This is a genomic window from Rubrobacter tropicus (genome assembly GCF_011492945.1).
GTDB lineage: Bacteria > Actinomycetota > Rubrobacteria > Rubrobacterales > Rubrobacteraceae > Rubrobacter_D > Rubrobacter_D tropicus.
On record NZ_CP045119.1, the window covers coordinates 3,340,551 to 3,361,363 of the forward strand.

Genomic DNA, 20,813 nt, shown 5'->3' on the forward strand with positions numbered 1-20,813 from the left:
TGGGCGACTACCGGCCGAGGCCCGCGTCCTCGAAGGCCTGGTCTATCTTTCTGTCTATGGTGACGGAGATCCGGCCTCGTTCATCCCCGCCCGCGGGGGCGGGCGCGGGCGCCCTTGCTCCTCTGTCTCCCGGTAGGGATGGTGCGTTTGCGACGCTTCCCGGGGCGGTGGCCGGCGGGGCGGAGGCCGTATCCGGGTCGTCTTCGAGCGGGGCGGGCGACGATGCTCCGTGGTTCACCGGGGCGTGGGAGGCAGAGGGGCCATCCGGTTTCGCCGTCGCCGAAGCCGAGGAGGGGGCTGTCGCCGAAGCCGAAGAAGGGGCCGTCGGGGGAGACGGCGACATGGGGACGAACTTCGCGTCCCCGAAGAGGGAGGTTGCCCGGGAGGCTTCCCGGCCCTTACCGTCCTCTCCGTCTTTCGACGCTTCGGGCTCGTCCTCTCTGTTTTCTTTCCCGACACGTTCGCCGCCTTTGTTTCCCACGTCTCCGTCGTCTTTCGCGGCCGGCGCGTCGTTCGCGCGCGGGGGCTGCGGGCCGGCGCCGTCCTCCACGTTCGCGGCGAGGGCTATCTCGGATGGGGTTTCGGGGGTCGAGGGTTCGTCTAGCTGGGAGATGGGCGAATCGTCACCCCGGGCGAGCGCGGTAACGATGGTCATCACGGCGAGGATGGAGATCAGGAGCACGCCCATGCCGAGAAACAACTGGTCGAAACCGACGGCCGTTGCCGGGACCGCCTCGTATTCGTCGTCTTCGTCGCCCAACCCTTCGAGGGCCGCGAGCTGGGCGGGGAGGTCAGGCCCGGCCGGCTGTACGAGGCTACCCTTGAGCCGTCCTGAGAGGGCGGCCCCGTCCAGGCCGAGGAAGTCGGCGTAGGTCTTGAGGGAGCCGAGGACGTAGACGGCGGGCAGCACGTCGAAGTTTTCCCGCTCGAAGGCCTGGAGGTACCTGGCCCGGATCTTGGTCCTCTGCTCGACCTGTTGGAGGGTTAGGCCCTTCTCCTCCCTGGCTTCTTGCAGGCCGCGGCCTATCCCCGGCTCGGGTCGCGGGCTTCCGTGTTCGTCGTTCATGACCGCCCATGCCTGTAGAGTGCCGTGCCCGCAGGCGAACCCGCGCCCCCGTCCAGATCGTTACGACCGCATCATAACCCGAAGTCCGCCGCCAAACACCCCGAACCGCGAAATATTTCTTACTCGACGATGGGTTGGGCCAGGATCCAGAGGCCAAAGACAGTGTAAAGGACCATGAGCGAGAGCATCGGCAGTTGGCCCACCACGCTGTGCCGCGGGGCGAGGCGAGTCGTTACCCGGTGCGCCAGCCACACGGCGACCACGTGCCCGGCCACGATAAGCCCGGCCTGCGCGTACCAGACGGCCCCTGCCCCGATCAACCCGTACCCCGGCCTGAGTGCCGCGGTCCCTAAGAGGTCCCACCCCCACCCGAACGGGTCCGAAACGCCGGCGACCGTCTTCTGCGCCCCGACCAGCAGAAAAGTACCGTAGTGGGCGACCTGGTAGGCGACGGCTATGGGCACAACCGAGAGCACGTAACCGGCGGCCGCCCCGCGGAAGCAACCACGTTCACCGCCGAAAACCCGGCAGAGCCACACGCAACCCAGGTAGACGCCGAGGAACGCCGCCCAGGTCAGTAGCAGGCCCGTCGTCTGGGTTAAGGGCGTCGTCCTCACGACCTCGACCCAGATCGGGGTCTCTAGCAGGCCGTCGTAGGTAACGCCGGCGAGCACCAGCACCACGAAAGGCACGCCACCGGGCGGCGCCCGTTCCGCCAGCCCGAGCCCTACCCCAAAGGGCCTCAAGTTCAACTCCCGGTCCCCCATCGCCGCCCGCGCGAAGCACGGGCACGAACCCGCGCAACCAAAGGCGCCGCCAGTGCGACCCCGCCCGTTCTTCACGCGCGCCTCCATTGGCGCGAACCCGCCGAGAAGGCCGAAGAACACGGAGAACGCCTCGCCGCGGCGAAGCCAGGTTTCCCCGCCGAAAGAGGCCATGCCGTAGAAAGTGACCAGCGAGTACAGGAGCGCGGCGAGGGCCACGTTACGGGGCAATCCGGGATCGGCGAAGACGTTCTCGAACCAGATGAAAGCGAGATAGAACGCGACCGCGGGCCACACGCCCAGGGATTCCGGATAAACCCACCCGAGCCACAGTCCGTCCCCGCGGCCCAGCCTGCGGGCCTTGCCGTCGACCCACCCGAAGAGTATCTTCCACGGGTTCACTACAGGCCAGAGGTTACCCACGAAAGCCACGAAAAGAGAGAACCCGACCCACCACACGGCCCAGACGAAGACCGGCGCTACATTCTCGCCGCCCTGAACCCCGAAGAGACCGGCCGCCACCACGAGCCCGAAGACCGCGACAGAAGTCAGCCGCAGGGCCCGCACCACCAGCCGCGAGCCCAAAAGCCCCCGCAGGACCGGGACGCGGAGCAAGTCCAGGCGCGGGTATTCGCCGGCGGGACGACCACGCTTGCCGGAAAGCAAGGCAAGCGGGAGAAAAGAGAGCAAGACCGCGGCGGCGGCCCCGTAGAGGTAGAGCCAGAGCGGCAGGGGCAAGTCGTAGCCCTGCCCGAAGCCGTGGGCCAAAACAGGCCGCACGGCCCCTACCGAGGCCCCACCACGAGGGTGCCGACCTCCCTCCCGGAGCGGTGGTTCTCGATCCCAAACCTCCCCGTAAGCCCGGCCTTGAAAGCGACGACGGCCCCACCCCCCGGCCCGGCATCCAGCTCGACACCGTGCCCGTGAATATGCAGCTCAACGGGCTCGTCGGCCCCCACCTCGAGCGTCACCCGGTCCCCCTCCCCCACGCGCAACTCGCGAGGAACCATCCCCCCGTCCTCCACGAAGACCTCGAACGTCCGCTCCCGGGACCCGGCGGCACGAGGATCCGGCCGCAACACCAAAAAGAGCCCGACCAACACGACCACCACGGCGAAAGCCACAAGGAGCCTGACCATCTCCCTCCGTTCCGAACGGGTTCGGCCCCCTATCTTCGGTAGGCCCCCGCCAAAGCTGTAGGTGCTCCCTTCGGTCGCGCACGCTCCGGCTTCGCCTACGCTTGTCAGCACGCCCGCTTCGCGGGCTTTCAGCACGCTTCGGCCTGCTCCGCAGTCCTCGCTTTCAGCACGCCTCCTTCGGAGGCTCTCAGCTAGAGTCGTCCCAGAGCGCTGCCTCTCGCAACATCCGAACTGTGCCGCCAGGCGCTCCCCGGTAACGCCCCGCACGGCTGAAAGCTGACAAGCTGAGAGCGAGGGGCCGCGGAGGCGAAGCCGGAGCAGAGCCGATGCGTGCTGAAAGCGGAGGCCCTAGCCGGAGCGGGCTGACTAGCTCTCTTTGCGGCGTTTCTCCACGTACCTGAGGATCCCGGCGGTCAGCATCTCGTAATTGCCCGCGAGGTCGTAGCGTTCGGACTCTTCGGGGTCGGCGCCTTCGGCGAGCATCTCGGCGTCGCCCTTGGTCCTGAGCTCCTCGGAGATCTCCTCCGGCGATGCGCCCTCGTCTACCTGATCTTCGACGAAGAGCAGCCAGTCCTGGAGGCGCTGTTCGAGCTCCGAGAGGTGACGGTCCACGTCGTCGTAGCTTCCGAAGTGGGTGGGGTGGAGGGTGCGGGGATCCATGGTACGGATCTTCTCTATGCTCCGTACCCACGCCTCGACGTCGATCTCGGGCGGCGGCGTCGGCGGCCTTACGTACGACTGCCCCGGCAAACGGATACCAGCGACGTCACCCGCAAAGAGCGACCCGGAATCCGGCTCGAGGTAGGCGAGGTGGTGGTAGGCGTGCCCCGGCGTGTCGTGGGCGACGAGTAACCCGCCCGCGGTCTCGACCTCGTCCCCGTCGCCGAGCACGACGAGGCGCTCCTCAGGCACGGGGTGGGCGTCGCCCCAGAGCTCTTCCATCCTGTCGCCGTAGATGCGGGTCGCGCTCTTGAGAAGCTTCGACGGGTCGGCCAGGTGCGGGTAGCCGAGCTCGTGGACGTAGAAGGTGGCGTTGGGCAGGATCTTTGCGAGGTGGCCGGAGGCTCCCGCGTGGTCGAGGTGGATGTGCGTCAGGAAGACTTCTTGCACGTCCTCCGGGGAGACGCCGTTCGTCTTCAGGCCGGTCTGCAGGTGATCCAGGCACGTGGTCGGGCCCGTCTCGATTATGGCGGCCGAGCCGTCGCCGATCAGGAGGAAGGAGGCTATCACCTGCTCTGTCCCGAGGAAGTTCAGGTCTACCGTCTCTATCTTCATGCGCGCCCCTCCCGAGTTCTATACGTCCGGAGATTATACGCAGGTGCTTTGTTAGACTTCCGGCTCCGGAAGCAGAGCGAAAGGACACCCGTTTTGGACCTGAACCTCATGCGCGAGCTGTCGGTGAAGACGGACTCCAAGATCGTGCTCCTCGTGGTGGACGGCCTCGGCGGACTCCCGCTGGAGCCGGGCGGCCGGACGGAACTCGAGGAAGCCAGCACCCCCAACCTCGACGCCCTCGCGGCCCGCTCGGACCTCGGCCTCTCACGGCCCGTCGCCGCGGGCGTGAGTCCCGGCAGCGGCCCCGGACACCTCGGTCTCTTCGGCTACGATCCCTTGCGTTTTCAGGTCGGTCGCGGCGTCCTCTCGGCGCTCGGCGTCGGTTTCGACCTCCAGAACAGCGACCTCGCCGCCCGAATAAACTTCGCGACCCTCGATGACTCCGGCAAGATCTCCGACCGCCGCGCCGGCCGCATCCCGTCCGAGAAGGGCGAGGAACTCGTGGCGCTCTTGAACGAGAACCTGAAGATAGACGGCGTCGAGGTCTTTATCACCCACGAGAAGGAGTACCGCGCGGTCGCCGTCTTCCGCGCCGAAGGCCTCTCGGGCGAGCTCTCCGACACAGACCCGCAGAGGGTCGGCCTCGAACCGCTCCCCGTCAAGCCGCAGGACGATTCTCCGGAGACCAGAAAGAGCGCGCAGCTCGCCAACGCTTTCGTCGAAGAGGCGAACGAGATCCTGGCCGACCAGCACCCGGCGAACACGGTCCTCCTGCGCGGCTTCGGGATGCACCCGGCCCTCCCCTCCTTCGAGGAGGCCTACAAGCTCGACGCCGCCGCCATAGCCAGCTACCCGATGTACAAGGGCCTCGCCCGCCTCGCCGGTATGCAACTCCTGCAGGAGGGCGCCGGCATCGCCGGCGAGTTCGAGACGTTGAAGGAGAACTGGCACGCCCACGACTTCTTCTTCCTCCACGTCAAGCCGACCGACGCGGCCGGCGAGGACGGCGACTTCGCCCGCAAGGCTTCTGTCATAGAAGAGGTGGACGCCCAGATACCGGGCCTGCTCGACCTCGCCCCCGACGCTATCGCCATCACCGGCGACCACGCCACCCCGGCGAAGATGAAGAGCCACTCCTGGCACGGGGTCCCCATCCTCGTCAACTCGCCCTACACCCTGCCGACGACGGACCGTTTCGGCGAACGCCCGTGCGCCGGGGGCTCGCTCGGCGTCTTCCCGGCCGAGGAGATCATGGGCTACCTCATGGGCCACGCCCTGAAGCTCAACCGCTTCGGAGCTTAGGGCTTTCAGCGGTCGGCTTTCAGCTACCGGCTTTCATACCGGCCCCGCGTACCATGCGGTGCCCGGTCATATCGCGCTAGTTGATCCCGAACCGGTCCTCCACAATCGGGGTAAGACGGTCGCCCTCAGCGCGGGCCTGCGCGAGCACGAGCCCTCGAGTCCGTACGGGCTGTGTTTGAAGAACGGTCCGAGAGCCGCCAGCAACAAGCTGAAAGCCGACCGCTGATGGCTGAAAGCGGCGGCGCGAGCCGCCTTGAACTCGCTACGCTGGAGCGCGAAGTCACTTCCTGCCGCGCCTGCCCGCGGTTGGTCGAGTGGCGGGAGAGGGTCGCGCGGGAGAAGCGGGCGGCTTACAGGGACTGGGAGTACTGGGGGCGGCCGGTGCCGGGGTTCGGGGACCCAGGGGCGCGGGTGGTCGTTTTCGGGCTCGCTCCGGCGGCGCACGGGGCGAACAGGACGGGGCGGTTCTTTACGGGGGACCGGTCGGGCGATTTCTTGTTCGCGGGGCTCCACAGGACGGGCTTTTCGGACAAGGCCGTCTCGCGGACGATAGAGGATAACGTCCGCCTATCTGGGCTCTGGATCTCGGCCGCCGTCCGGTGCGCGCCGCCGCAGAACAAACCGACCCCCACGGAGCGCGACGCCTGCCTCCCCTACGCGGCGCGCGAGATAGAGATCCTGCAGGCAAACGTCGTCGTCTGCCTCGGCGCTTTCGCGTGGGACGCGGCCCTGCGCCTCCGCAACGTCAGGCCGAAGCCGAAGTTCGGCCACGGCGCGGAGGCCCGGGCCGGCGACCTGACCCTCGTCGGCTGCTACCATCCATCCCAGCAGAACACCTTCACCGGCGTCCTCACCCCTCCCATGCTCGACGCCGTCCTCCTCAGGGCGCGGGATCTCGCCGGCCTGAACAGGCCGGAAGCGGGCCACCCCGTCAGATAAAATAGACCCCCGTGGAGACCTCCGAGACCTCAAAGGGCTTCTCAACAGCGCGCGCCGCGGCGGTGCTACTCACGGTCCTTCTGCTCGCGGCCTGCTCGGGTGAAACCGGGCAGAATGGTGGAGCTCCCAAAGAACCCCGGTCCACGGCCGCCACCCCCACAACCATTCTTCAGGAGACGACGGCCGAGGAGCCGCCAAAGATAACGCTCGGTGAGGAGCCGGGCGGTAGCCCCCAGGTCGTCTTGCGCCTGGAGGGCGGCCCCAAGACGACGTTCTCGGGCCTCTGCTCGGTCGGTGGCCGGCAGAGCGTCCTGGGCGGGCGGGTTCCAAAACGCTTCACCTTCGACCCCGGAAGCCGGGAACTCTCCTGCCGCATCCAGAAACGCGACGACAACCGCGGCGCCCTCAAGATAGTCCTCGTCGCCGGCGACACCACCCGCTCCGTCCAACAGACGAACTCGCCCGGCGGGACCATAAACGTGACGTACCGTGATGGATAGGTTTCAGGCTACAGGCATCGGGCTTCAGGAAGACCCGGTCCGGTATCTACGAGCGGGGAAACGTATCCTGACTTCGCGCTGAGGCATTTGGTGGGTAAGGTAGGTAAGCTGAAACCTGCCAACCGGAGGGAGGCCAATGAACAGAGAAGAAGCTTACGATCTGATGTGCGAGTGGACGGAGGGCGATTCGCTGCGCAAGCACATGCTCGCGGTCGAGTCTGCGATGCGGGCTTACGCGAAGAAGTTCGGGGAGGACGAAGAGAAGTGGGGTGTTACGGGCCTCCTGCACGACATGGACTACGAGAAGCATCCCACCCCGGCCGAGCACCCGCTGGTCGGGGTCGCCGAGCTTCAGAGGAGGGGCTACCCCGAGGACGTGCTCCACGCCATAAGGGGACACGCCGACTACCTCGACACGCCGCGCGACACCCCCATGTCGAAGACGCTCTACGCCGTAGACGAGCTCTCGGGCTTTATAGTCGCGTGCGCGCTCATGCGGCCGGAGCGGCTCGAGAACATGAAGGCCAAGAGCGTACGCAAGAAGATGAAGCAAAAAAGCTTCGCGGCGGCCGTCAACAGGGACGACATCGTGCGCGGGGCCGAGGACCTGGGCGTCGACCTCAACGAGCACATAGAGTTCGTGGCAGAGGCTCTGCAGGAGCGGGCCGACATTCTGGGGCTGGAGCCACAGGAGCCTTAGAACACGTGCCGACCTCGCCCGCTTCGCCCGGGTCCCGTAACCCGGAGCGTACGGCCTCGTTCTGGCGCAGACGCGTCTCGGGGACCGATGTCGTGGTCGCCTTCGGGGTCTACTTCTTGCTCACGCTCTCAGGCGTCGCCGCGCTGGAGGGTCTTGGCCACCCCCTACTCTCCGTAACCGGGGTGCTGCTCTCCCTCGGTCTCAGCGTCTTCGCGGCCTACTCGGGTGTCGGGTTAGCGTTGGCGCTAGGGGAGACGGCCTTCAAGCCGGCCTCCCTTGAGCTCGTGCGCCCCTCCCGGGGATGGTTGTTGATCGGGGCAGGTACGGGGCTGTTGGCCTTCGTGAGCTTCTGGGTCCTCGCGCTGTACGTCAGCAGCGCGGGCTCCCTTCCCCCGCCCCAACGGGGGCTCTTGGACGCCGCGGGCCAGGGGACGGCCCCTCAGTTCGCGCTGCTGGTCGTGCTCGGGGGCCTGCTCGCCCCCTTCGGAGAAGAGTTGCTGTTCAGGGGGATGCTCTATACCTTTCTCAGGCGCTGGGGCCCGGTCCTGGCGTTGGCGGTAAGCTCCCTGATTTTCGGCTTGCTCCACGGCGCGGACCTCGTTTTCCTGATCCACGCCGCGCTTATGGGTACCCTACTGGCACTCCTTTACGAACGCAGCGGCTCCCTATGGCCCGGGGTCATGGCGCATGGCCTGCACAACTCGCTGCTCTTCGGCCTGGTGCGTCTGCTTAACTGGCCGGCGTGACAAGGTCCGTGCAACTCTCTGCTACGATGGACGAACCGTTAGAGAGAGCAGGGGAGGCGTATTGGCTCGGGTGATGGTCGTCTTCGGGGGGCGCAGCGGGGAGCACGAGGTCTCCCTGGCGTCGGCCCGCGCCATAACGGCGGCGTTGCGGAAGGGGGGGCGCCACGAGGTCGTGCCCGTCGGAATAACGCGCTCGGGGCGTTGGGTACACTCGGGCGATCCCATGCGCGAGCTCGAATCGAACCACGAGCTTCTCCCCGACGGCTCGACCCTGGAAATCTCCGGGCCACCCGCAAAGGCCGGGGAGAAGCTCCCGGCAAACCTCGGTTCCGTCGACGTGGTCTTTCCCGTGCTGCACGGACCCTACGGCGAGGACGGGACAATCCAGGGCATGCTGGAGCTCGCCGGCGTCCCCTACGTCGGCAGCGGGGTGCTCGGCAGCGCCGTGGGGATGGATAAGATCACCATGAAAAAAGTCTTCGCCCACCACGGCCTCCCCCAGGTCGATTGGGTGGGCCTGACCCGCAGGGAATGGAAAAACGAGCCCGAAGCGCAGGTACGGAAGATCGAAGCCGCTCTGGGCTACCCGTGCTTCGTCAAGCCGGCCAACCTCGGCTCCAGCGTCGGCATCGGCAAGGCCGAAGACGCCGAGGAGCTTCGGACCGCCCTCGAAGCGGCGGCCGGGTTCGACCGGCGCATCATCGTGGAGAAGGGCGTGGACGCCAGGGAGATAGAGGTCTCCGTTTTGGGCAACGAAGCGCCCGACGTCTCCGTTCCGGGGGAGATCTTCCTCCAGGCAGACGGCTTCTACGACTACGAGGCCAAGTACGTGGAGGGCGGCATGGAGCTCGGCGTCCCGGCCAAGATACCGGCCGAAACCGCCGACGAAGTCCGCCGTGTGGCCCGCACCGCGTTCGAGGCCGTCGACGCGGCCGGCATGGCGCGGGTCGACTTTTTTCTCGAAAGGGGCACCGACAGGCTGCTCCTCAACGAGATCAACACCATCCCCGGCTTCACCCCGACCAGCGTCTACGCCGAGCTCTGGGCCGCCAGCGGCCTCCCCTACGAAGACCTCCTCGAACGCCTCATAGCCCTCGCCCTCGAACGCCACGGGTAGCGTCGTCCGTATAGGGACGCTATAGTTCCCGCAAGACGGCTTCACACCACCAGAGAACCGGCGCTGCCAGACGAGGGAGGAAGCATTGCGAGGACTGAAGTTGCTGTTGGTGTCGCTAACAATGCTTTTCGTCTTCTGCGCCCCAACCTTCGCGCAGAGCGTCCCCGCGGCGTCACAGTATGATCCCGGGAGCTGCGTCCCGGAAGCCGGGGTGGCGTGTGCGCAGAGCATCGAAGACGGCGTTCGGGACATCGCCGGCAACACCGAACAGGGAACCGACGCCGTCAACGACGCCATGAACGACGCCGCAGAAGCCTCAGCCTCCCCCGAGGCCGTCCCCCCGGCCGAAACCGATGGGTCTCCCGATAGCGCGTCGTCATCGGGCACGACGGGAGGCGACGCGGCCGGGGATGGGGATCTGGCCTCGATCGCGGAGCTGCCGGAGACGGGCGGCGTTTCACCGACTTTGGCCGGCCCTGGTCTGTTGCTCGTGGCGGGAGGACTGCTGGTACTCGGGGTTCGAAGAAGATGAACGTGTTCCGTCTATGGGCGCTGACGACGCTTCTTCTCGTTCTCGCGGCGACGGCCCCGGCATCGGCGCAGGGTCCCCCAACTCTCAGTACGTCGATTGCAGTACACGGGAGATCGTAGAAGGCTGCGTTGCCCAGTCCGTGGCCGATGGGGCCGAGGAGATCGGGGACAACGCCGGCCAGGGGACCGGCGCCTTGAGCGACGCGTTGGCGGCGCCTGCCTCCGCGTCCGCCGCTTCTACCGGATCTCGTGAAGCCGGGCCAGCCGGAGCCCCGGACGAGGTACCGGCGAGGACAAAGGTGCTCCCCGAGACGGGCGGCATCCCCCCTATGGCTTGTTCGCGGGCGTCTGTCTGTTGGCGGGCGGCCTTTTAGTGGCCCGGCTTGCCCTCCAGAGCAGGTAGCTCTTACAACCGCAATATGCCGCGTTGCATCGCGGCGGCCACGGCCGAGGCGCGGTCGGCGGCGCCCAGCTTTTCGTAGACGTGCAGCAGGTGGGACTTCACGGTCGCCTCGCTGATCCAGAGCGTCCGCGCTATCTCCTTGTTCCCCTTTCCCCGCGCCACGTGCTCCAACACCTCGAGCTCCCTGCCGCTCAGACCCTCTTCGGAGGGCCACCGTACCCGCTCCATCAGGTGCGCCGCGACGTCCGGCGCGAGGAGGGGCTTGCCCTCGGCCGCGGCCCGGATGGCGCCGTAGAGCTCCTCGCGCGGCGCGTCCTTCAGGACGTATCCGGTGGCCCCAGCCTCCACGGCCCGCAGGATATCTGCCCCTGAATCGGAGGTGGTGAGCACGAGGACTCGGGTCTCGGGATGTTCCTTGCGGATGCGGGAGGTGGCCGCCACGCCGCCCGTTCCTGGCATCCTGAGGTCCATCAAGACGATGTCCGGGTTCAGCCGGCCGGTGAGGTCGACGGCCTCCTCGCCGTTCACGGCCTCGCCGACCACCTCGAAGTCCGGCTGCCCTTCGAGCATCCCCCTGATCCCGGTCCGCACCACCGGGTGGTCGTCCACGATGAGCACGCCAACCTTTTTGGTCACGACGTCTCCTCCAGCATCTCCACGGTCCGGGACTTTCCGTCGCCCGTCAGTCGCAACTCTACCGCGAGGGTCGTGCCAGCGCCGGGCTCGCTCTCGACGAGCAGCGAACCGCCGGCCCCCTCGACCCTCTCCCGCATGGCCCCGAGCCCGAAGCCGCCGTTCATGTCACCGGCCACGGTCGGGCCGTCCGGCTCGAAGCCCACGCCGTCGTCCATCACGTCGAGCGTAACCCTGTCCCCCATGTAGGAGAGGGTAAGCACAGCCCGACCCGCGCTCGCGTGTTTCCCGACGTTGGTGAGGGCTTCCTGGGCCGTCCGCAGCAACGTGACCTCGACCTCCGTCGGGAGCGGAACGGCATCGCCCGTCACGGCGACGTCGGCCCTGGTGCGGTTCGACTCGGACCAGCGGGAGACGAGCCGCGAGAGGGCTTCCGGCAGGGGGAACCCCTCCAGGGCCTCCGGCCTGAGCGCCCACACTATGCGCCTGGCCTCGGCGAGCCCCTCGCGCGCCGTGGTCCGCGCCTCGTCCAGGTGGAACGCGGCGGGCTCCGTGGGGTCTTCGAGGGCGCCCTCCATAGCCTCGAGGTTCATCACGATGCTCGCGAAGCCCTGGATGAGGGTGTCGTGGATCTCGCGCGCCAGCCGCTTGCGCTCCCCGATCATGCCGGTACGCCGCGCCTCCTCGATGAGCCGCAGGTTCTCGACCGTCAGCGCGGCCTGGGCCCCCACGGTGAGGTAGGAGCGCACCTTCTTTCGGTCGAAGAAACTCCGCCTCCCCGGCGAAGCGACGATCATCAACCCGTCCGGACCGCCCGAGGCGCCAAACGGCACGAGGAGCGCCGAGCGGATACCGGAGCCCTGCCAGGCCCGGCGCTCCGCTTCAGGCAGGTCTTCTTCACGGACGACGCCGTGCGAGTCGCGCCGCAAGTCCGCGAGCGCGGGGACCCTCCCGGCATCCAGCCGTGACCCTGCCGGCCAGGCCGCCGCTCCGGTCGGCGCGTGGGAGCCGATCAGATCCATCTCGAAGGCCCCTTCGTCCCCGGGCGACATCCTCCAGAGGGTAACCCGCTCCCCCGGCCCCGCCAGGTGCTCGCCTATGACAACGGCGACGTCCCGTGGGCCGTTCGCGGCGTGTAGGGCGCGGCTGGCACGGTAGAGCGCCTCCTGCCTCTGCATGGCGCCCCGGCTGAGCGCGACGCCGAGCCAGCCGCCGGCGAGCCCGAGGAGCGGGTAGACGACGAGCTCCCGCGCTACGAACGGCCCGAAAGCCCGGCCTATGAGCTGGATGCCGACCGCCGAGCCGAGCCCGAGGAGGGCCCCCTGCGACGCGTTCGCCGCGCCCGAGGCCCGCGTCAGCAGTCCCGACGCCCCCGCGGTCAAGAGCAAGAACAAGGCCGGCAGTCCCCACGAGGCCATAAAGCCCGCGAAACGGTCGAGCTCGCGTCCGAGAACCTCCTCGCTGACCTCGCCCCCTGAGGCCAAAGAGAGCCCGGCCGCATACAGGTTGACCAGCAAGTAGAGCGACGCGAACGCCGACAGCGCGACGGCGGCGGCCAGCGCGAACACCAGCCGCCACCTCACGCCGAGGAGTTGTGCCCCTATCCCAAGCAAGATGGCAGCATTCTAGATCATCCCCACCCAGCGGAGAAACGCCCCGGCGACACAATCATCCCTCCGGTGCGCACCTATCATCCTTCCGGTCGATGCGGGAACTACTCCCCGACGGCGAGTTCCGTTGAGGAATATCGAGCGCGCAAGGCACGTGCAGAGGCGAGGAGGATGATGTCGTTCGCGACCACGCTAGCCCTGATGCTGGCGGAAAAAAGAATCGAACAACGCCTGACCGGCTTGAAGCCGAAGCCCAACGGTACTTAAATGCGCGGGATGTTCTTCGCGCTCATACAGGAAGAGACGACGGGCGACCTGGCGGACGCCGCCGAAGACGCCACCAGGGACTCCAGATCCATCTTCAACGGGATCGGGGAGTTCCTGGGGAGCACTTACGATTACGTCGTCGGCCCGAACTTCATAGGCGACATCATCGCCTCGGCGCTCGTGGTGTTCCTCGGCCTCGTCTTCTACCGGATCCTGACCCGCGGGGTGCCCAAGGTGCTCAGGTGGCGGCGCCGGCGCCGGGATTTTCTCGACGCCGAGGCCGTCGCGCGCATCAAGCGCCAGGACACCGCGATCACCCTCACCCGCAACGCCCTGCGGTACGTGATCTTCTCCATAGTCGTCCTGGTCGTGATCAGCATCTTCATCAAGAACCCGCTCCCAGGCGTCGCCGGGGCCACGATCCTCGCCGCCGTCCTTGGTTTCGGGGCGCAGAGCTTCCTGCGGGACGTTATCGCCGGCTTCTCCATCGTCTTCGAGGGCCAGTACAGCGTCGGGGACTTCGTGGAGATCAGCCCCCCGCAAGGCGTGGCCGGCATCGTGGAAGAGCTCGGCCTTCGCATGACGAAGGTCCGCTCCCTCTCCGGCGAAGTGAGCTACATCCCAAACGGCGCGATCCTGGGCGTCACAAATTACATCTCGGGCCGCCAACGCTTTAACGTCGAGGTTCAAGTCTCTGATGCCGAAGCCGCCGAGAACGTCCTAAAGTCCCTCGACGAAGCGGCGGAACTGTACCTCAACCCGCCGCGCCTCGCGGAGCGGAGCGAGACGGATGATGGCCGCGTCCGACTGCGCATCGTCGCGGGGGTCCTCCCCTCGATGGCCTGGCTCGTCGAAGAACACCTCGTCGAACGCATAAAGGCGGCGGCCGGCGAAGAGTCGCTCGCCGCCGAACCCCTCGTCTACAAGGTAGACCAGGCGAACCTGCGTAGGGTCAGGGACCTGCTGCCGCAAGAAGCGGAACGAAACCTGCCGCACGAGGCCGAAAAGAAGCTGAAGTAGAGGTTTCGGGTTACAGGTGTCAGGCTTCAGGGAACCGCACTGCTCCTGGCGGAGAAGCCGTGCCGCCACAACGACCATGTCGCACGCCCCTATTCGGAGTCACGCCCTCCGCGCCCACGTACCAAACCGCAGGCCTGATGCCTGTAACCTAAAGCCTAAGTGCCCGGTTTCCAGTCGTCGCGGAGGTGGCCGTTCGTCTGGGCTTTTTCGCGGGCCTGGCGTTCCCTTTCGAGGCGTTCGGCGGCGGAGGTAAGTAGCTCTTTTACCTTCTCCAGGCGGGCTTTTTCAGAGGTTAGTTCCAGGATCTGCTGGCGGGTTTCGGCTTCGAACTCGACGCGGCCGGCTATGGCGAAGGAGAGGTTCTTGTAGGGGGGCTCTATCTCTATGCCGACGGAGCCTTCCGTCGCCGCCTCGACCACGCGTTCGAGGAGGGCTATGCACTCCTCGGCCAACGCCTGGACGTCGGGTTCCTCGGGTTCCTCTTCGAAGTATTCGATCTCGCCCACGTAGTACGGTTTACCCGTCAGCACGTTGTTCAGTTTGAAGCGGCGGGAGCCTTCTACCAGGATCAGCATCCGCCCGTCGTCGTAGCGCTCGACGAGCTCGACTATCTTGGCCGTGCAACCCACCTTCCTGGTCCCCGACTCGTCGGCGAAGACCATCCCGAACTCGCTCTCCTGCTGGAGGCACTCGTCGACCATCTGCTTGTAGCGCTCCTCGAAGATGTGCAGCGGCAAAGGCGCCCCCGGCATCAGCACCACGTTGAGCGGGAAAAGCGGTATATCGGACAAGGTCGCGCTCCTTACGTTGGCTGCACGGATTCTATCTCAACGCCGGACCCGCGTGCCGGGTATAGTGTTACGCGTGGAAGGCAGACCACACGCGGGCCGGGTCGCCCTGATCACCGGCGGAGGACGAGGCATCGGCGCGGCCACCGCACGCCTGCTCGCCCGCGAGGGCGCCGCCGTCGCCGTGGCCGCCCGAACGGAGGAGGAGATATCCTCCGTGGCCCGCGAGATAGAGGCCGGCGGCAACACGGCCATCCCCGTACTCCTGGACGTCACGGACGAGGACTCGGTCTCCGCCGCCTTCGAGAAGGCCCGCGCCGGACTCGGACCCGTGGACATCTTGATAAACAACGCGGGCACGCCGGGAGTCCCGCTCCCCGTCGCCCGGACGGAACTTTCCGACTGGCGCCGGGTCTTCGACGCGAACGTCACCGGCGCCTTTCTCTGCGCCAGGGAGGCGATGCCACACATGGTCTCCGGCGACTGGGGACGCATCGTCAACGTCTCTAGCGCCGCCGCCCGCCACCCGATGGCCGGCATGGCCGCTTACGGGGCCTCCAAAGCGGCCCTCGACCAGCTAACCCGCGTCCTCGCCCTCGAAGGCGAACCGCACAACGTCGCCGTAACCGGCGTCTACCCGGGCGTGGTCGATACCAGGATGCAGGAAAAATCCCGCGCCTTCCCGCCCGACCTCATCGGCAAACAGCTCTACCGCATGTTCCAGGGCTACAGCGACTTCGGAATGCTCCGCGCTCCCGAAGAACCCGCCGAGCTCATAAGCTACCTCTGCACGTCGGAGGCCGCCCGCCTGAACGGGCACATCATACGCCTGGAGCAACTCGAAGCGCTGAAGGAGTAGGCTTCAGGTTACAGGCATCAGGTAAGTCGTCTGTAGACTAACCCGGGTTCGTCGTACGCCAGCGCTTTGGCAACGCTTCTCTCGCTTCGGCTGTTGTAGAAAGCGGGAGGGCCGCGGTTCGCGCCGCGGCCCTCCTGTTAGCCGAAACCTGTAGCCTGAGACCTACACTACTCGTCCTTGCTGATCCAGTACGTAAAACCGAGAAAGCCCAAAAAGAACGTCATTACCAGCAGGAACCCGGCGAAGAACCGGAAGACGCCGAGGCCCGTCGGGTTCCCGGTGCTTCCTTCCTGGAAGAGGAGCAACGCGAGGTCGATCATTCGGCCGCCTCCATGAGTGGTTCGGTCGGACATCCTTCGCTGACGATCTTCTGGTCGAGCGTCACGCAGTCGTTGATGAGGTAGCCCGGGTTGTTGTCTACCCGGCGGGCGGTCTCGCGGGTGTAGCCCATCGTTACCATCGTAAAGACCACGAAGACCGAGCACGCCATCAGCGCGTACTGGCTCCACCGGCTGGCCCTGCCCCAGTGGAACCCCGTCGCCGTCGCCCTGAGGTAGAGGGCTATGACGAAGAAGCCGACGAGCATCAGCCCGATCAGACCTATGTACTTCCACGGGTACATGCTGCCCAGCGGTATGCTCGTGGAGTCGCCGCCCGCGAACGTCAGCCCGATCTGGGAGATCAGGTCCGCGTCCGCCGGGATGACGTTCAGTATCGTGAAGAGCGCCGTGAAACCGAGGCCGCCGACCGCGAGCTTGCGCATCGTCTCCATCGGCTTGACCGTAAAGCGCAGCTTGTGGACGAAGTACGCGGTCGAGGCGATGCTCAGGACCGCGATCCAGAGGACCAGCAGGTTGAAGACCCAGGCCTTGTCGCCGAGCATGATCGTGTTGAACGACTCGGGCGCGCTCTCGCGGATACCTTTCAGGTAGCCGTAGCCTATGACCGGCTGCATGATCAGGAACCCGAAGCCCCAGATCAGGCCGAAGTGCCCCATCCAGTCGTAGTACTCCCGCTCGCTCTCCCTGGTGGTCCTCAGGTAGCGCCAGGCACCCCAGCCCGCAATCAGGAACCCTGCGTAGGAGAAGTTCCCTACGAAGCGGTGCATGTTGAGCGGCACCATGGTCTGGTTGAGGAAGGAGCGGGCCACGAGCTCGGACTGGGAGGTGACCTCGGCGGGGGTGAGCATGAAGGAGGCGACGGCGTCGATCATGGTCATCGCCATCAGGCCGAAGAAGCCGGCTATGAAGCCGAAAACTACGTGCAGGCTCTTCCGGTAGGCGAGCTTGTCCCAGACGTTGTACCAGGCGTAGACGATGATGATCTGGCCGAGGAACATGAACGCCTCGACGAGGAAGACCCAGAAGAAGATGTTCTGAAGGATAGAGAAGAAGACCGGGAACAGCGTAACGAGCGCGAGCACGAACGTGATCGCGAGCGCCGCCCCGGAGGCGAAGAGCAGTACCACGAAGCGCGCCAGGTTACGGGCGAAGCGCTCGTAGTTGGCCTGCTTGGTCACCATCCCGAGGTACTCGCTCGTCGCCGCGATGAGGACGGCCCCGATGATGAAGGCCGCGAAGAGGATGTGCGTCTGGACGAGAACGGCGATAACGACGTTCTTGCCGATTATTGGAACGTCGAGGTTACCTATGGGCATCCTCTACTCCTTCTAGGCCGTCGGGAAGTTCATGATCCGGCTGACGGCCATCAGCATGTTCAGGACCACGATCACGACCACGAGAATACCGATGATGGTCGCGAAGGGCCTGCTGATGGCGCTGTAGTGCTGCGGGCTCCTGTCGAGCCACGGCACGGCGAAGAGCAACACTATGAAGATAGTCGGCACGACCACGGCCCCGAAGGCGACCAGGGCGTAGCCGGGGAAGAACATGAGCATCTGCTCGTAGAAGAAGAAGAACCACTCGGGCCGCGGCACGTAGTCTACCGTCGCCGTGTCGGCCGGCTCGGTGAGCGGGGCCGGCGCGGCGTAGGAAAGGATGGCGCAGGCGATCAAAAGAAACGTGAAGACGTAGGTGTCCTTGAGGACCTGCCCGGGGAAGAAGCCCATCGTCTCGTCCGGACGATCGAAGACGTTCTCCTCGGTGATTACCTCTTCCTCTACCGGCTTGTCCTTGCCGGTCGCCGGAACGTATACCATGACCTTACCTCTCTCCTAGTCGACCAGCCGCACTATAACAGCGCCGCACATCGCTCCTCGGTAAATGCTCTTACTCGCGCCTGCCGTTGCCGCGGCCATTGCCCCGGCCATCGTACTCGTCTTCTTCCTCGTCGAGCTCGTAGTCCGCGTATTCTTCCAGCCGCTGCCGTTCGTGCAGCTTCGCCAACCGCTCGGAGTACTCGAACTCGCTGCCGAACACGCCGTGGCGCCTGAGCAGGTACAGGTGAAGGCCTATGAACGGCGCAATCGCCGCGGGCAGCAACCACACGTGCAACGCGAAGAACCGGGAGAGCGTGGCGGGCCCCGCCACGTCGCCCCCGAGCAGGAAGTTGACCACGTACCCTCCCACGAACGGGGAGTAGGACCCGATCTTCATGCCCACGACGCTCGCCCAGAAGCCGTCCTGGTCCCACCGCAAGAGGTAGCCCGTGAAGGCGAGGCCTATGACCAGAAGAAGCAGGATGACGCCGACGACCCAGTTCAGCTCGCGGGGCGCCTTGTAGCCGCCGGCGAAGAAGACCTGGGCCATGTGCAGGCCGATCATGGCGAGCAGGAAGTTGGCCGACCAGTAGTGCAGGCCGCGGATGAGCTGGCCGAAGTAGGCCTCGTTCATTATGTAGTTGACCGAGTTCCACGCGTGGTCGGTCGAGGGAACGTAGTAGAAGAGCAGGAGAATGCCCGTCAAAAACTGCACGGTGATGAGCAGCAACACCGCGCTGCCCAAAGTGTAGATCCAGGCGCCCCGCTTCGGGACCGGCTCGTAGAGCGCGTGTTCCATTATCGTGACGATCCCGGTGCGGTGCTCCATCCAGTCCACTATGAACTTGGAGGCTTCTTCGGTCTGGGACCTTATCCTGCCGATCATGCTCTAAGGTCTCCCTCTCTAGACCACATAAGGTTGCTGGGTGCTGATACCGGGGATACCGGGTTGGATGTCGTACCCGTGCTTTATGTACAGGGTACCGTCTTCCCGGATCTCCGCCTGTGTGTAGCTGTACATTCCCCGCGGCGGCGGTCCCCCGACGTACCCGCCGTTGATGTCGTAGAGCCCCCCGTGGCACGGGCACAAGAACTCGTGCTTGTCCGGGAACCACCTGACCGGGCAGCCCAGGTGGGCGCAGGAGTTCGACAGGATGTTGAGCTTACCCAGGATCTCCTGCCGCTCGGACTCGGTGAACCCGGAAGTTTTCTGGTCCAGGATCGCCGGCTTCTCCGGCTCGCCCAGGATGTCCCCGCCCGAGCCCTGGGTGCCCTGGGTCTTTATGGGCGCCTTCCAGGAGAGCCAGACCGCGTGCCTGGTCGTGAACTCGGCCTGGGACTTCTGGGACTCCGGGAACTTCTCCTGGATCTCCTTATCGCTGTAGACCTGCTCGATCGGGAACTCGACCTCGAAGACGTCGGGGGTTCCCGGCTTGAGACTCTTCAGATCCTCGACGGAGGCGACGCGCTGCCAGCCCGGGTCGACGTCCGTCTGGCCGAGCACGTTCGTCTTTATGACCGGGCTCAGGACGAATGCGACCGGCGGCAGCGTGAGGATCGCCCCCGAGATCGCGCCGAGCACCCCGAAGCCGAGGAAGTCGCCGCGGGTGATGGGATCTTTCTGTAACTCCGCCAAAGCTGTCCCCTTCTAACCTACTGCCCGAACCCCGTGGGCGGTGGGCTCGGTTCCACGGTGTATCCTGGCTGATTATAAACGGTGAACGGCACCCTGGAATTGGATTTCATCAGCCCCATGTTCATCGCGAGCACCGCCGCGAGCACCCCCGCCGCCATCAGCACCACCCTGTAACTCCCGCCCGGGCTGCCGTACCGGAAGCGCAACCTGCCGCGCAGGTAGGTGACGAAGGCAGCCAGCGTGGCGAGCAGCATGACGAGCAGCATGATGTAGCGCATGTAGAGGAACGGGAAATCGGCCAGCGGCGAGACGGCGTAGAGCCCCGTGACCGCGGCCAGCAGGGCGAAGAACCTTATCGGAACGCGCCCGGCGTGGTCGGGATGCCGCTCCGACCCGAAGTACATGGCGAGGTTGCCCAGCACGAAGAGGACCACGACGAAGATCAGGTTCATCACCAGCAGGTTCGAGCTGCCCCCTTCGGTGAGCCGCTCGTAGGCCCCGCCGGCGGCCGGGCCGGACCCGCCGGGCGCCGACATCTTCAGCGAGTACATCATCGCGAACCCGACCACCGGCTGCAGGAGGAGGAACCCGACGCCCCAGGTGAGGCCGACGGAGGAGGTCCAGTCGTAGAAGGCCTTGTCCTCGGCTGTCTTTGACCGGATGTACATGAAGGAGGCCCAGGCCGCAAGGGCGAAGGCGGGCCAGGAGAGGTTGGCGAAGGTCCTGTGGAGGACCATCTCCGTGAACATCGGGTTGAAGATCCCCTGCACCGCCGCCCCGAAGCTGGCGATGTTCTGCCCGATGGCCGGCGCGCCGGGGCCTCCCGTGGTCATGAAGGTGTCGATACCGGTCATGATGACCATCCAGATCCAGATGAAAAAGCCCATCGTGAAACCGAGGGCGATGTGCCGCTTCTTGTTGAGGACGCTGTAGCGGTCCCACTTGTAGTAGTAGGAGTACATCCCCCACAGCGCGAGCCCCATCGAGAGCATCGCCAGGGCTATAAAGTAGAAGAAGTGCGTGAAGAGCGAGGTGGTCACCGGCGGGTAGAGCCCGACGAGCAACACGACGAAGAGGACGGCGAACGTCGCGCCGGTCGAGAAGGTGAGCACGTTGAACCGGGCCATCGAGTGGGCCAGGCGGTCCATCCTCGGGCTGCCGGTGCGGGCGCCCCAGGCCTGCAGGACGGGTGCGGCAAGCGCGAAGCCCACGAAGATCTCCGCGAAGAACATGTGGATGAGCATGGACGCGCCCGTGATGAAGCGGGCGCCGCCGACCTGCTCGAAGCCGTCGGTGACGTTCAACTGGGCCAGGAAGTGCAGGCCCGACAGACTTATTGCACCCACGCTCTAAGCTCCTT

22 protein-coding genes are annotated in these 20,813 nt (G+C 66.0%); 9 read left to right on the plus strand and 13 right to left on the minus strand.

Features of this window, described 5'->3' with window-relative positions:
• Positions 1-7 precede the first annotated feature (7 nt).
• The 4 genes from GBA63_RS16845 to GBA63_RS16860 all read right to left on the minus strand — a co-directional run bounded on the left by GBA63_RS16845 (position 8) and on the right by GBA63_RS16860 (position 4,244).
• Positions 8-1,066 (minus strand): helix-turn-helix domain-containing protein, encoded by a 1,059-nt coding sequence (locus GBA63_RS16845; RefSeq protein WP_166177934.1) that lies wholly within the window; start codon positions 1,064-1,066, stop codon positions 8-10.
• Positions 1,067-1,185: 119 nt separating this feature from the next.
• Complete coding sequence (locus GBA63_RS16850) at positions 1,186-2,610, minus strand: hypothetical protein (RefSeq protein ID WP_166177936.1); 1,425 nt, start codon at positions 2,608-2,610, stop codon at positions 1,186-1,188.
• A gap of 5 nt (positions 2,611-2,615) precedes the next feature.
• Positions 2,616-2,969, minus strand: a complete 354-nt coding sequence (locus tag GBA63_RS16855; protein WP_166177938.1) for a cupredoxin domain-containing protein — start codon at positions 2,967-2,969, stop codon at positions 2,616-2,618.
• 366 nt (positions 2,970-3,335) lie between these two features.
• A complete protein-coding gene (locus tag GBA63_RS16860; RefSeq protein WP_166177940.1) occupies positions 3,336-4,244 on the minus strand; it encodes an MBL fold metallo-hydrolase in 909 nt (302 codons plus the stop codon).
• Positions 4,245-4,337: 93 nt separating this feature from the next.
• Here GBA63_RS16860 and GBA63_RS16865 point away from each other — a divergent pair, with 93 nt between their 5' ends.
• The 7 genes from GBA63_RS16865 (at position 4,338) to GBA63_RS16895 (ending at position 10,080) form a co-directional block, all read left to right on the plus strand.
• Positions 4,338-5,546, plus strand: coding sequence for a 2,3-bisphosphoglycerate-independent phosphoglycerate mutase (locus GBA63_RS16865; RefSeq protein ID WP_207956864.1), 1,209 nt, complete (start codon positions 4,338-4,340; stop codon positions 5,544-5,546).
• A gap of 225 nt (positions 5,547-5,771) precedes the next feature.
• Positions 5,772-6,485: a uracil-DNA glycosylase gene (locus GBA63_RS16870; RefSeq protein WP_166177942.1), complete on the plus strand. Its 714-nt coding sequence runs from the start codon at positions 5,772-5,774 to the stop codon at positions 6,483-6,485.
• A gap of 62 nt (positions 6,486-6,547) precedes the next feature.
• A complete protein-coding gene (locus tag GBA63_RS16875; RefSeq protein ID WP_166177944.1) occupies positions 6,548-6,985 on the plus strand; it encodes a hypothetical protein in 438 nt (145 codons plus the stop codon).
• 136 nt (positions 6,986-7,121) lie between these two features.
• Positions 7,122-7,685 carry an HD domain-containing protein gene (locus tag GBA63_RS16880; protein WP_166177946.1) on the plus strand — a complete coding sequence of 188 codons (564 nt, stop codon included), beginning with the start codon at positions 7,122-7,124 and terminating at the stop codon, positions 7,683-7,685.
• Positions 7,686-7,690: 5 nt separating this feature from the next.
• The gene (locus GBA63_RS16885) at positions 7,691-8,431 is read left to right on the plus strand and encodes a CPBP family intramembrane glutamic endopeptidase (protein WP_166177948.1); all 741 of its coding nucleotides are present in this window, start codon (positions 7,691-7,693) and stop codon (positions 8,429-8,431) included.
• A 61-nt stretch (positions 8,432-8,492) separates the two neighbouring features.
• Complete coding sequence (locus tag GBA63_RS16890) at positions 8,493-9,548, plus strand: D-alanine--D-alanine ligase family protein (RefSeq protein ID WP_456115155.1); 1,056 nt, start codon at positions 8,493-8,495, stop codon at positions 9,546-9,548.
• Positions 9,549-9,633: 85 nt separating this feature from the next.
• Complete coding sequence (locus GBA63_RS16895; RefSeq protein WP_166177950.1) at positions 9,634-10,080, plus strand: hypothetical protein; 447 nt, start codon at positions 9,634-9,636, stop codon at positions 10,078-10,080.
• Between the two features lie 405 nt (positions 10,081-10,485).
• Here the strand turns inward: GBA63_RS16895 and GBA63_RS16900 are convergent, their stop codons facing one another.
• Positions 10,486-11,118: a response regulator gene (locus GBA63_RS16900; RefSeq protein WP_166177952.1), complete on the minus strand. Its 633-nt coding sequence runs from the start codon at positions 11,116-11,118 to the stop codon at positions 10,486-10,488.
• Entirely contained in the window at positions 11,115-12,728 is a 1,614-nt protein-coding gene (locus GBA63_RS16905; RefSeq protein WP_207956866.1) for a sensor histidine kinase, read from the minus strand. Before GBA63_RS16905 ends, GBA63_RS16900 begins: the two co-directional genes overlap by 4 nt.
• 264 nt (positions 12,729-12,992) lie before the next feature.
• On the opposite strand from GBA63_RS16905, the gene GBA63_RS16910 reads away from it, so the two are divergent.
• On the plus strand, positions 12,993-14,012 hold the full coding sequence (locus GBA63_RS16910; RefSeq protein ID WP_166177954.1) for a mechanosensitive ion channel family protein: 1,020 nt from the start codon (positions 12,993-12,995) through the stop codon (positions 14,010-14,012).
• A 155-nt stretch (positions 14,013-14,167) separates the two neighbouring features.
• Here GBA63_RS16910 and GBA63_RS16915 read toward each other — a convergent pair whose 3' ends face one another.
• Positions 14,168-14,803, minus strand: coding sequence for an LON peptidase substrate-binding domain-containing protein (locus GBA63_RS16915; protein ID WP_166177956.1), 636 nt, complete (start codon positions 14,801-14,803; stop codon positions 14,168-14,170).
• A 73-nt stretch (positions 14,804-14,876) separates the two neighbouring features.
• On the opposite strand from GBA63_RS16915, the gene GBA63_RS16920 reads away from it, so the two are divergent.
• Complete coding sequence (locus tag GBA63_RS16920) at positions 14,877-15,659, plus strand: SDR family NAD(P)-dependent oxidoreductase (protein WP_166177958.1); 783 nt, start codon at positions 14,877-14,879, stop codon at positions 15,657-15,659.
• A 167-nt stretch (positions 15,660-15,826) separates the two neighbouring features.
• Here the strand turns inward: GBA63_RS16920 and GBA63_RS16925 are convergent, their stop codons facing one another.
• The 6 genes from GBA63_RS16925 to GBA63_RS16950 form a co-directional block, all read right to left on the minus strand.
• Complete coding sequence (locus GBA63_RS16925) at positions 15,827-15,979, minus strand: hypothetical protein (RefSeq protein WP_166177960.1); 153 nt, start codon at positions 15,977-15,979, stop codon at positions 15,827-15,829.
• The gene (locus tag GBA63_RS16930) at positions 15,976-17,316 is read right to left on the minus strand and encodes a cytochrome ubiquinol oxidase subunit I (protein WP_166177962.1); all 1,341 of its coding nucleotides are present in this window, start codon (positions 17,314-17,316) and stop codon (positions 15,976-15,978) included. The genes GBA63_RS16925 and GBA63_RS16930 overlap by 4 nt, the downstream gene beginning before the upstream one ends.
• 12 nt (positions 17,317-17,328) lie before the next feature.
• On the minus strand, positions 17,329-17,817 hold the full coding sequence (locus GBA63_RS16935; protein WP_166177964.1) for a cytochrome b family protein: 489 nt from the start codon (positions 17,815-17,817) through the stop codon (positions 17,329-17,331).
• 70 nt (positions 17,818-17,887) lie between these two features.
• Complete coding sequence (locus tag GBA63_RS16940) at positions 17,888-18,703, minus strand: cytochrome b (protein ID WP_166177966.1); 816 nt, start codon at positions 18,701-18,703, stop codon at positions 17,888-17,890.
• Between the two features lie 18 nt (positions 18,704-18,721).
• The gene (locus tag GBA63_RS16945; protein WP_207956867.1) at positions 18,722-19,453 is read right to left on the minus strand and encodes a QcrA and Rieske domain-containing protein; all 732 of its coding nucleotides are present in this window, start codon (positions 19,451-19,453) and stop codon (positions 18,722-18,724) included.
• Between the two features lie 17 nt (positions 19,454-19,470).
• Positions 19,471-20,799, minus strand: coding sequence for a cytochrome ubiquinol oxidase subunit I (locus GBA63_RS16950; protein WP_166177968.1), 1,329 nt, complete (start codon positions 20,797-20,799; stop codon positions 19,471-19,473).
• Positions 20,800-20,813 lie beyond the last annotated feature (14 nt).

Excerpts from the sequence above, each read along its gene's own strand:
- GBA63_RS16845 (WP_166177934.1), bottom strand. The coding sequence starts at position 1,066 with ATGAACGACGAACACGGAAGCCCGCGACCCGAGCCGGGGATAGGCCGC.
- GBA63_RS16855 (WP_166177938.1), bottom strand. The coding sequence starts at position 2,969 with ATGGTCAGGCTCCTTGTGGCTTTCGCCGTGGTGGTCGTGTTGGTCGGG.
- GBA63_RS16860 (WP_166177940.1), bottom strand. The coding sequence starts at position 4,244 with ATGAAGATAGAGACGGTAGACCTGAACTTCCTCGGGACAGAGCAGGTG.
- GBA63_RS16870 (WP_166177942.1), top strand. The coding sequence starts at position 5,772 with ATGGCTGAAAGCGGCGGCGCGAGCCGCCTTGAACTCGCTACGCTGGAG.
- GBA63_RS16880 (WP_166177946.1), top strand. The coding sequence starts at position 7,122 with ATGAACAGAGAAGAAGCTTACGATCTGATGTGCGAGTGGACGGAGGGC.
- GBA63_RS16910 (WP_166177954.1), top strand. The coding sequence starts at position 12,993 with ATGCGCGGGATGTTCTTCGCGCTCATACAGGAAGAGACGACGGGCGAC.
- GBA63_RS16925 (WP_166177960.1), bottom strand. The coding sequence starts at position 15,979 with ATGATCGACCTCGCGTTGCTCCTCTTCCAGGAAGGAAGCACCGGGAAC.
- GBA63_RS16930 (WP_166177962.1), bottom strand. The coding sequence starts at position 17,316 with ATGCCCATAGGTAACCTCGACGTTCCAATAATCGGCAAGAACGTCGTT.
- GBA63_RS16935 (WP_166177964.1), bottom strand. The coding sequence starts at position 17,817 with ATGGTATACGTTCCGGCGACCGGCAAGGACAAGCCGGTAGAGGAAGAG.
- GBA63_RS16940 (WP_166177966.1), bottom strand. The coding sequence starts at position 18,703 with ATGATCGGCAGGATAAGGTCCCAGACCGAAGAAGCCTCCAAGTTCATA.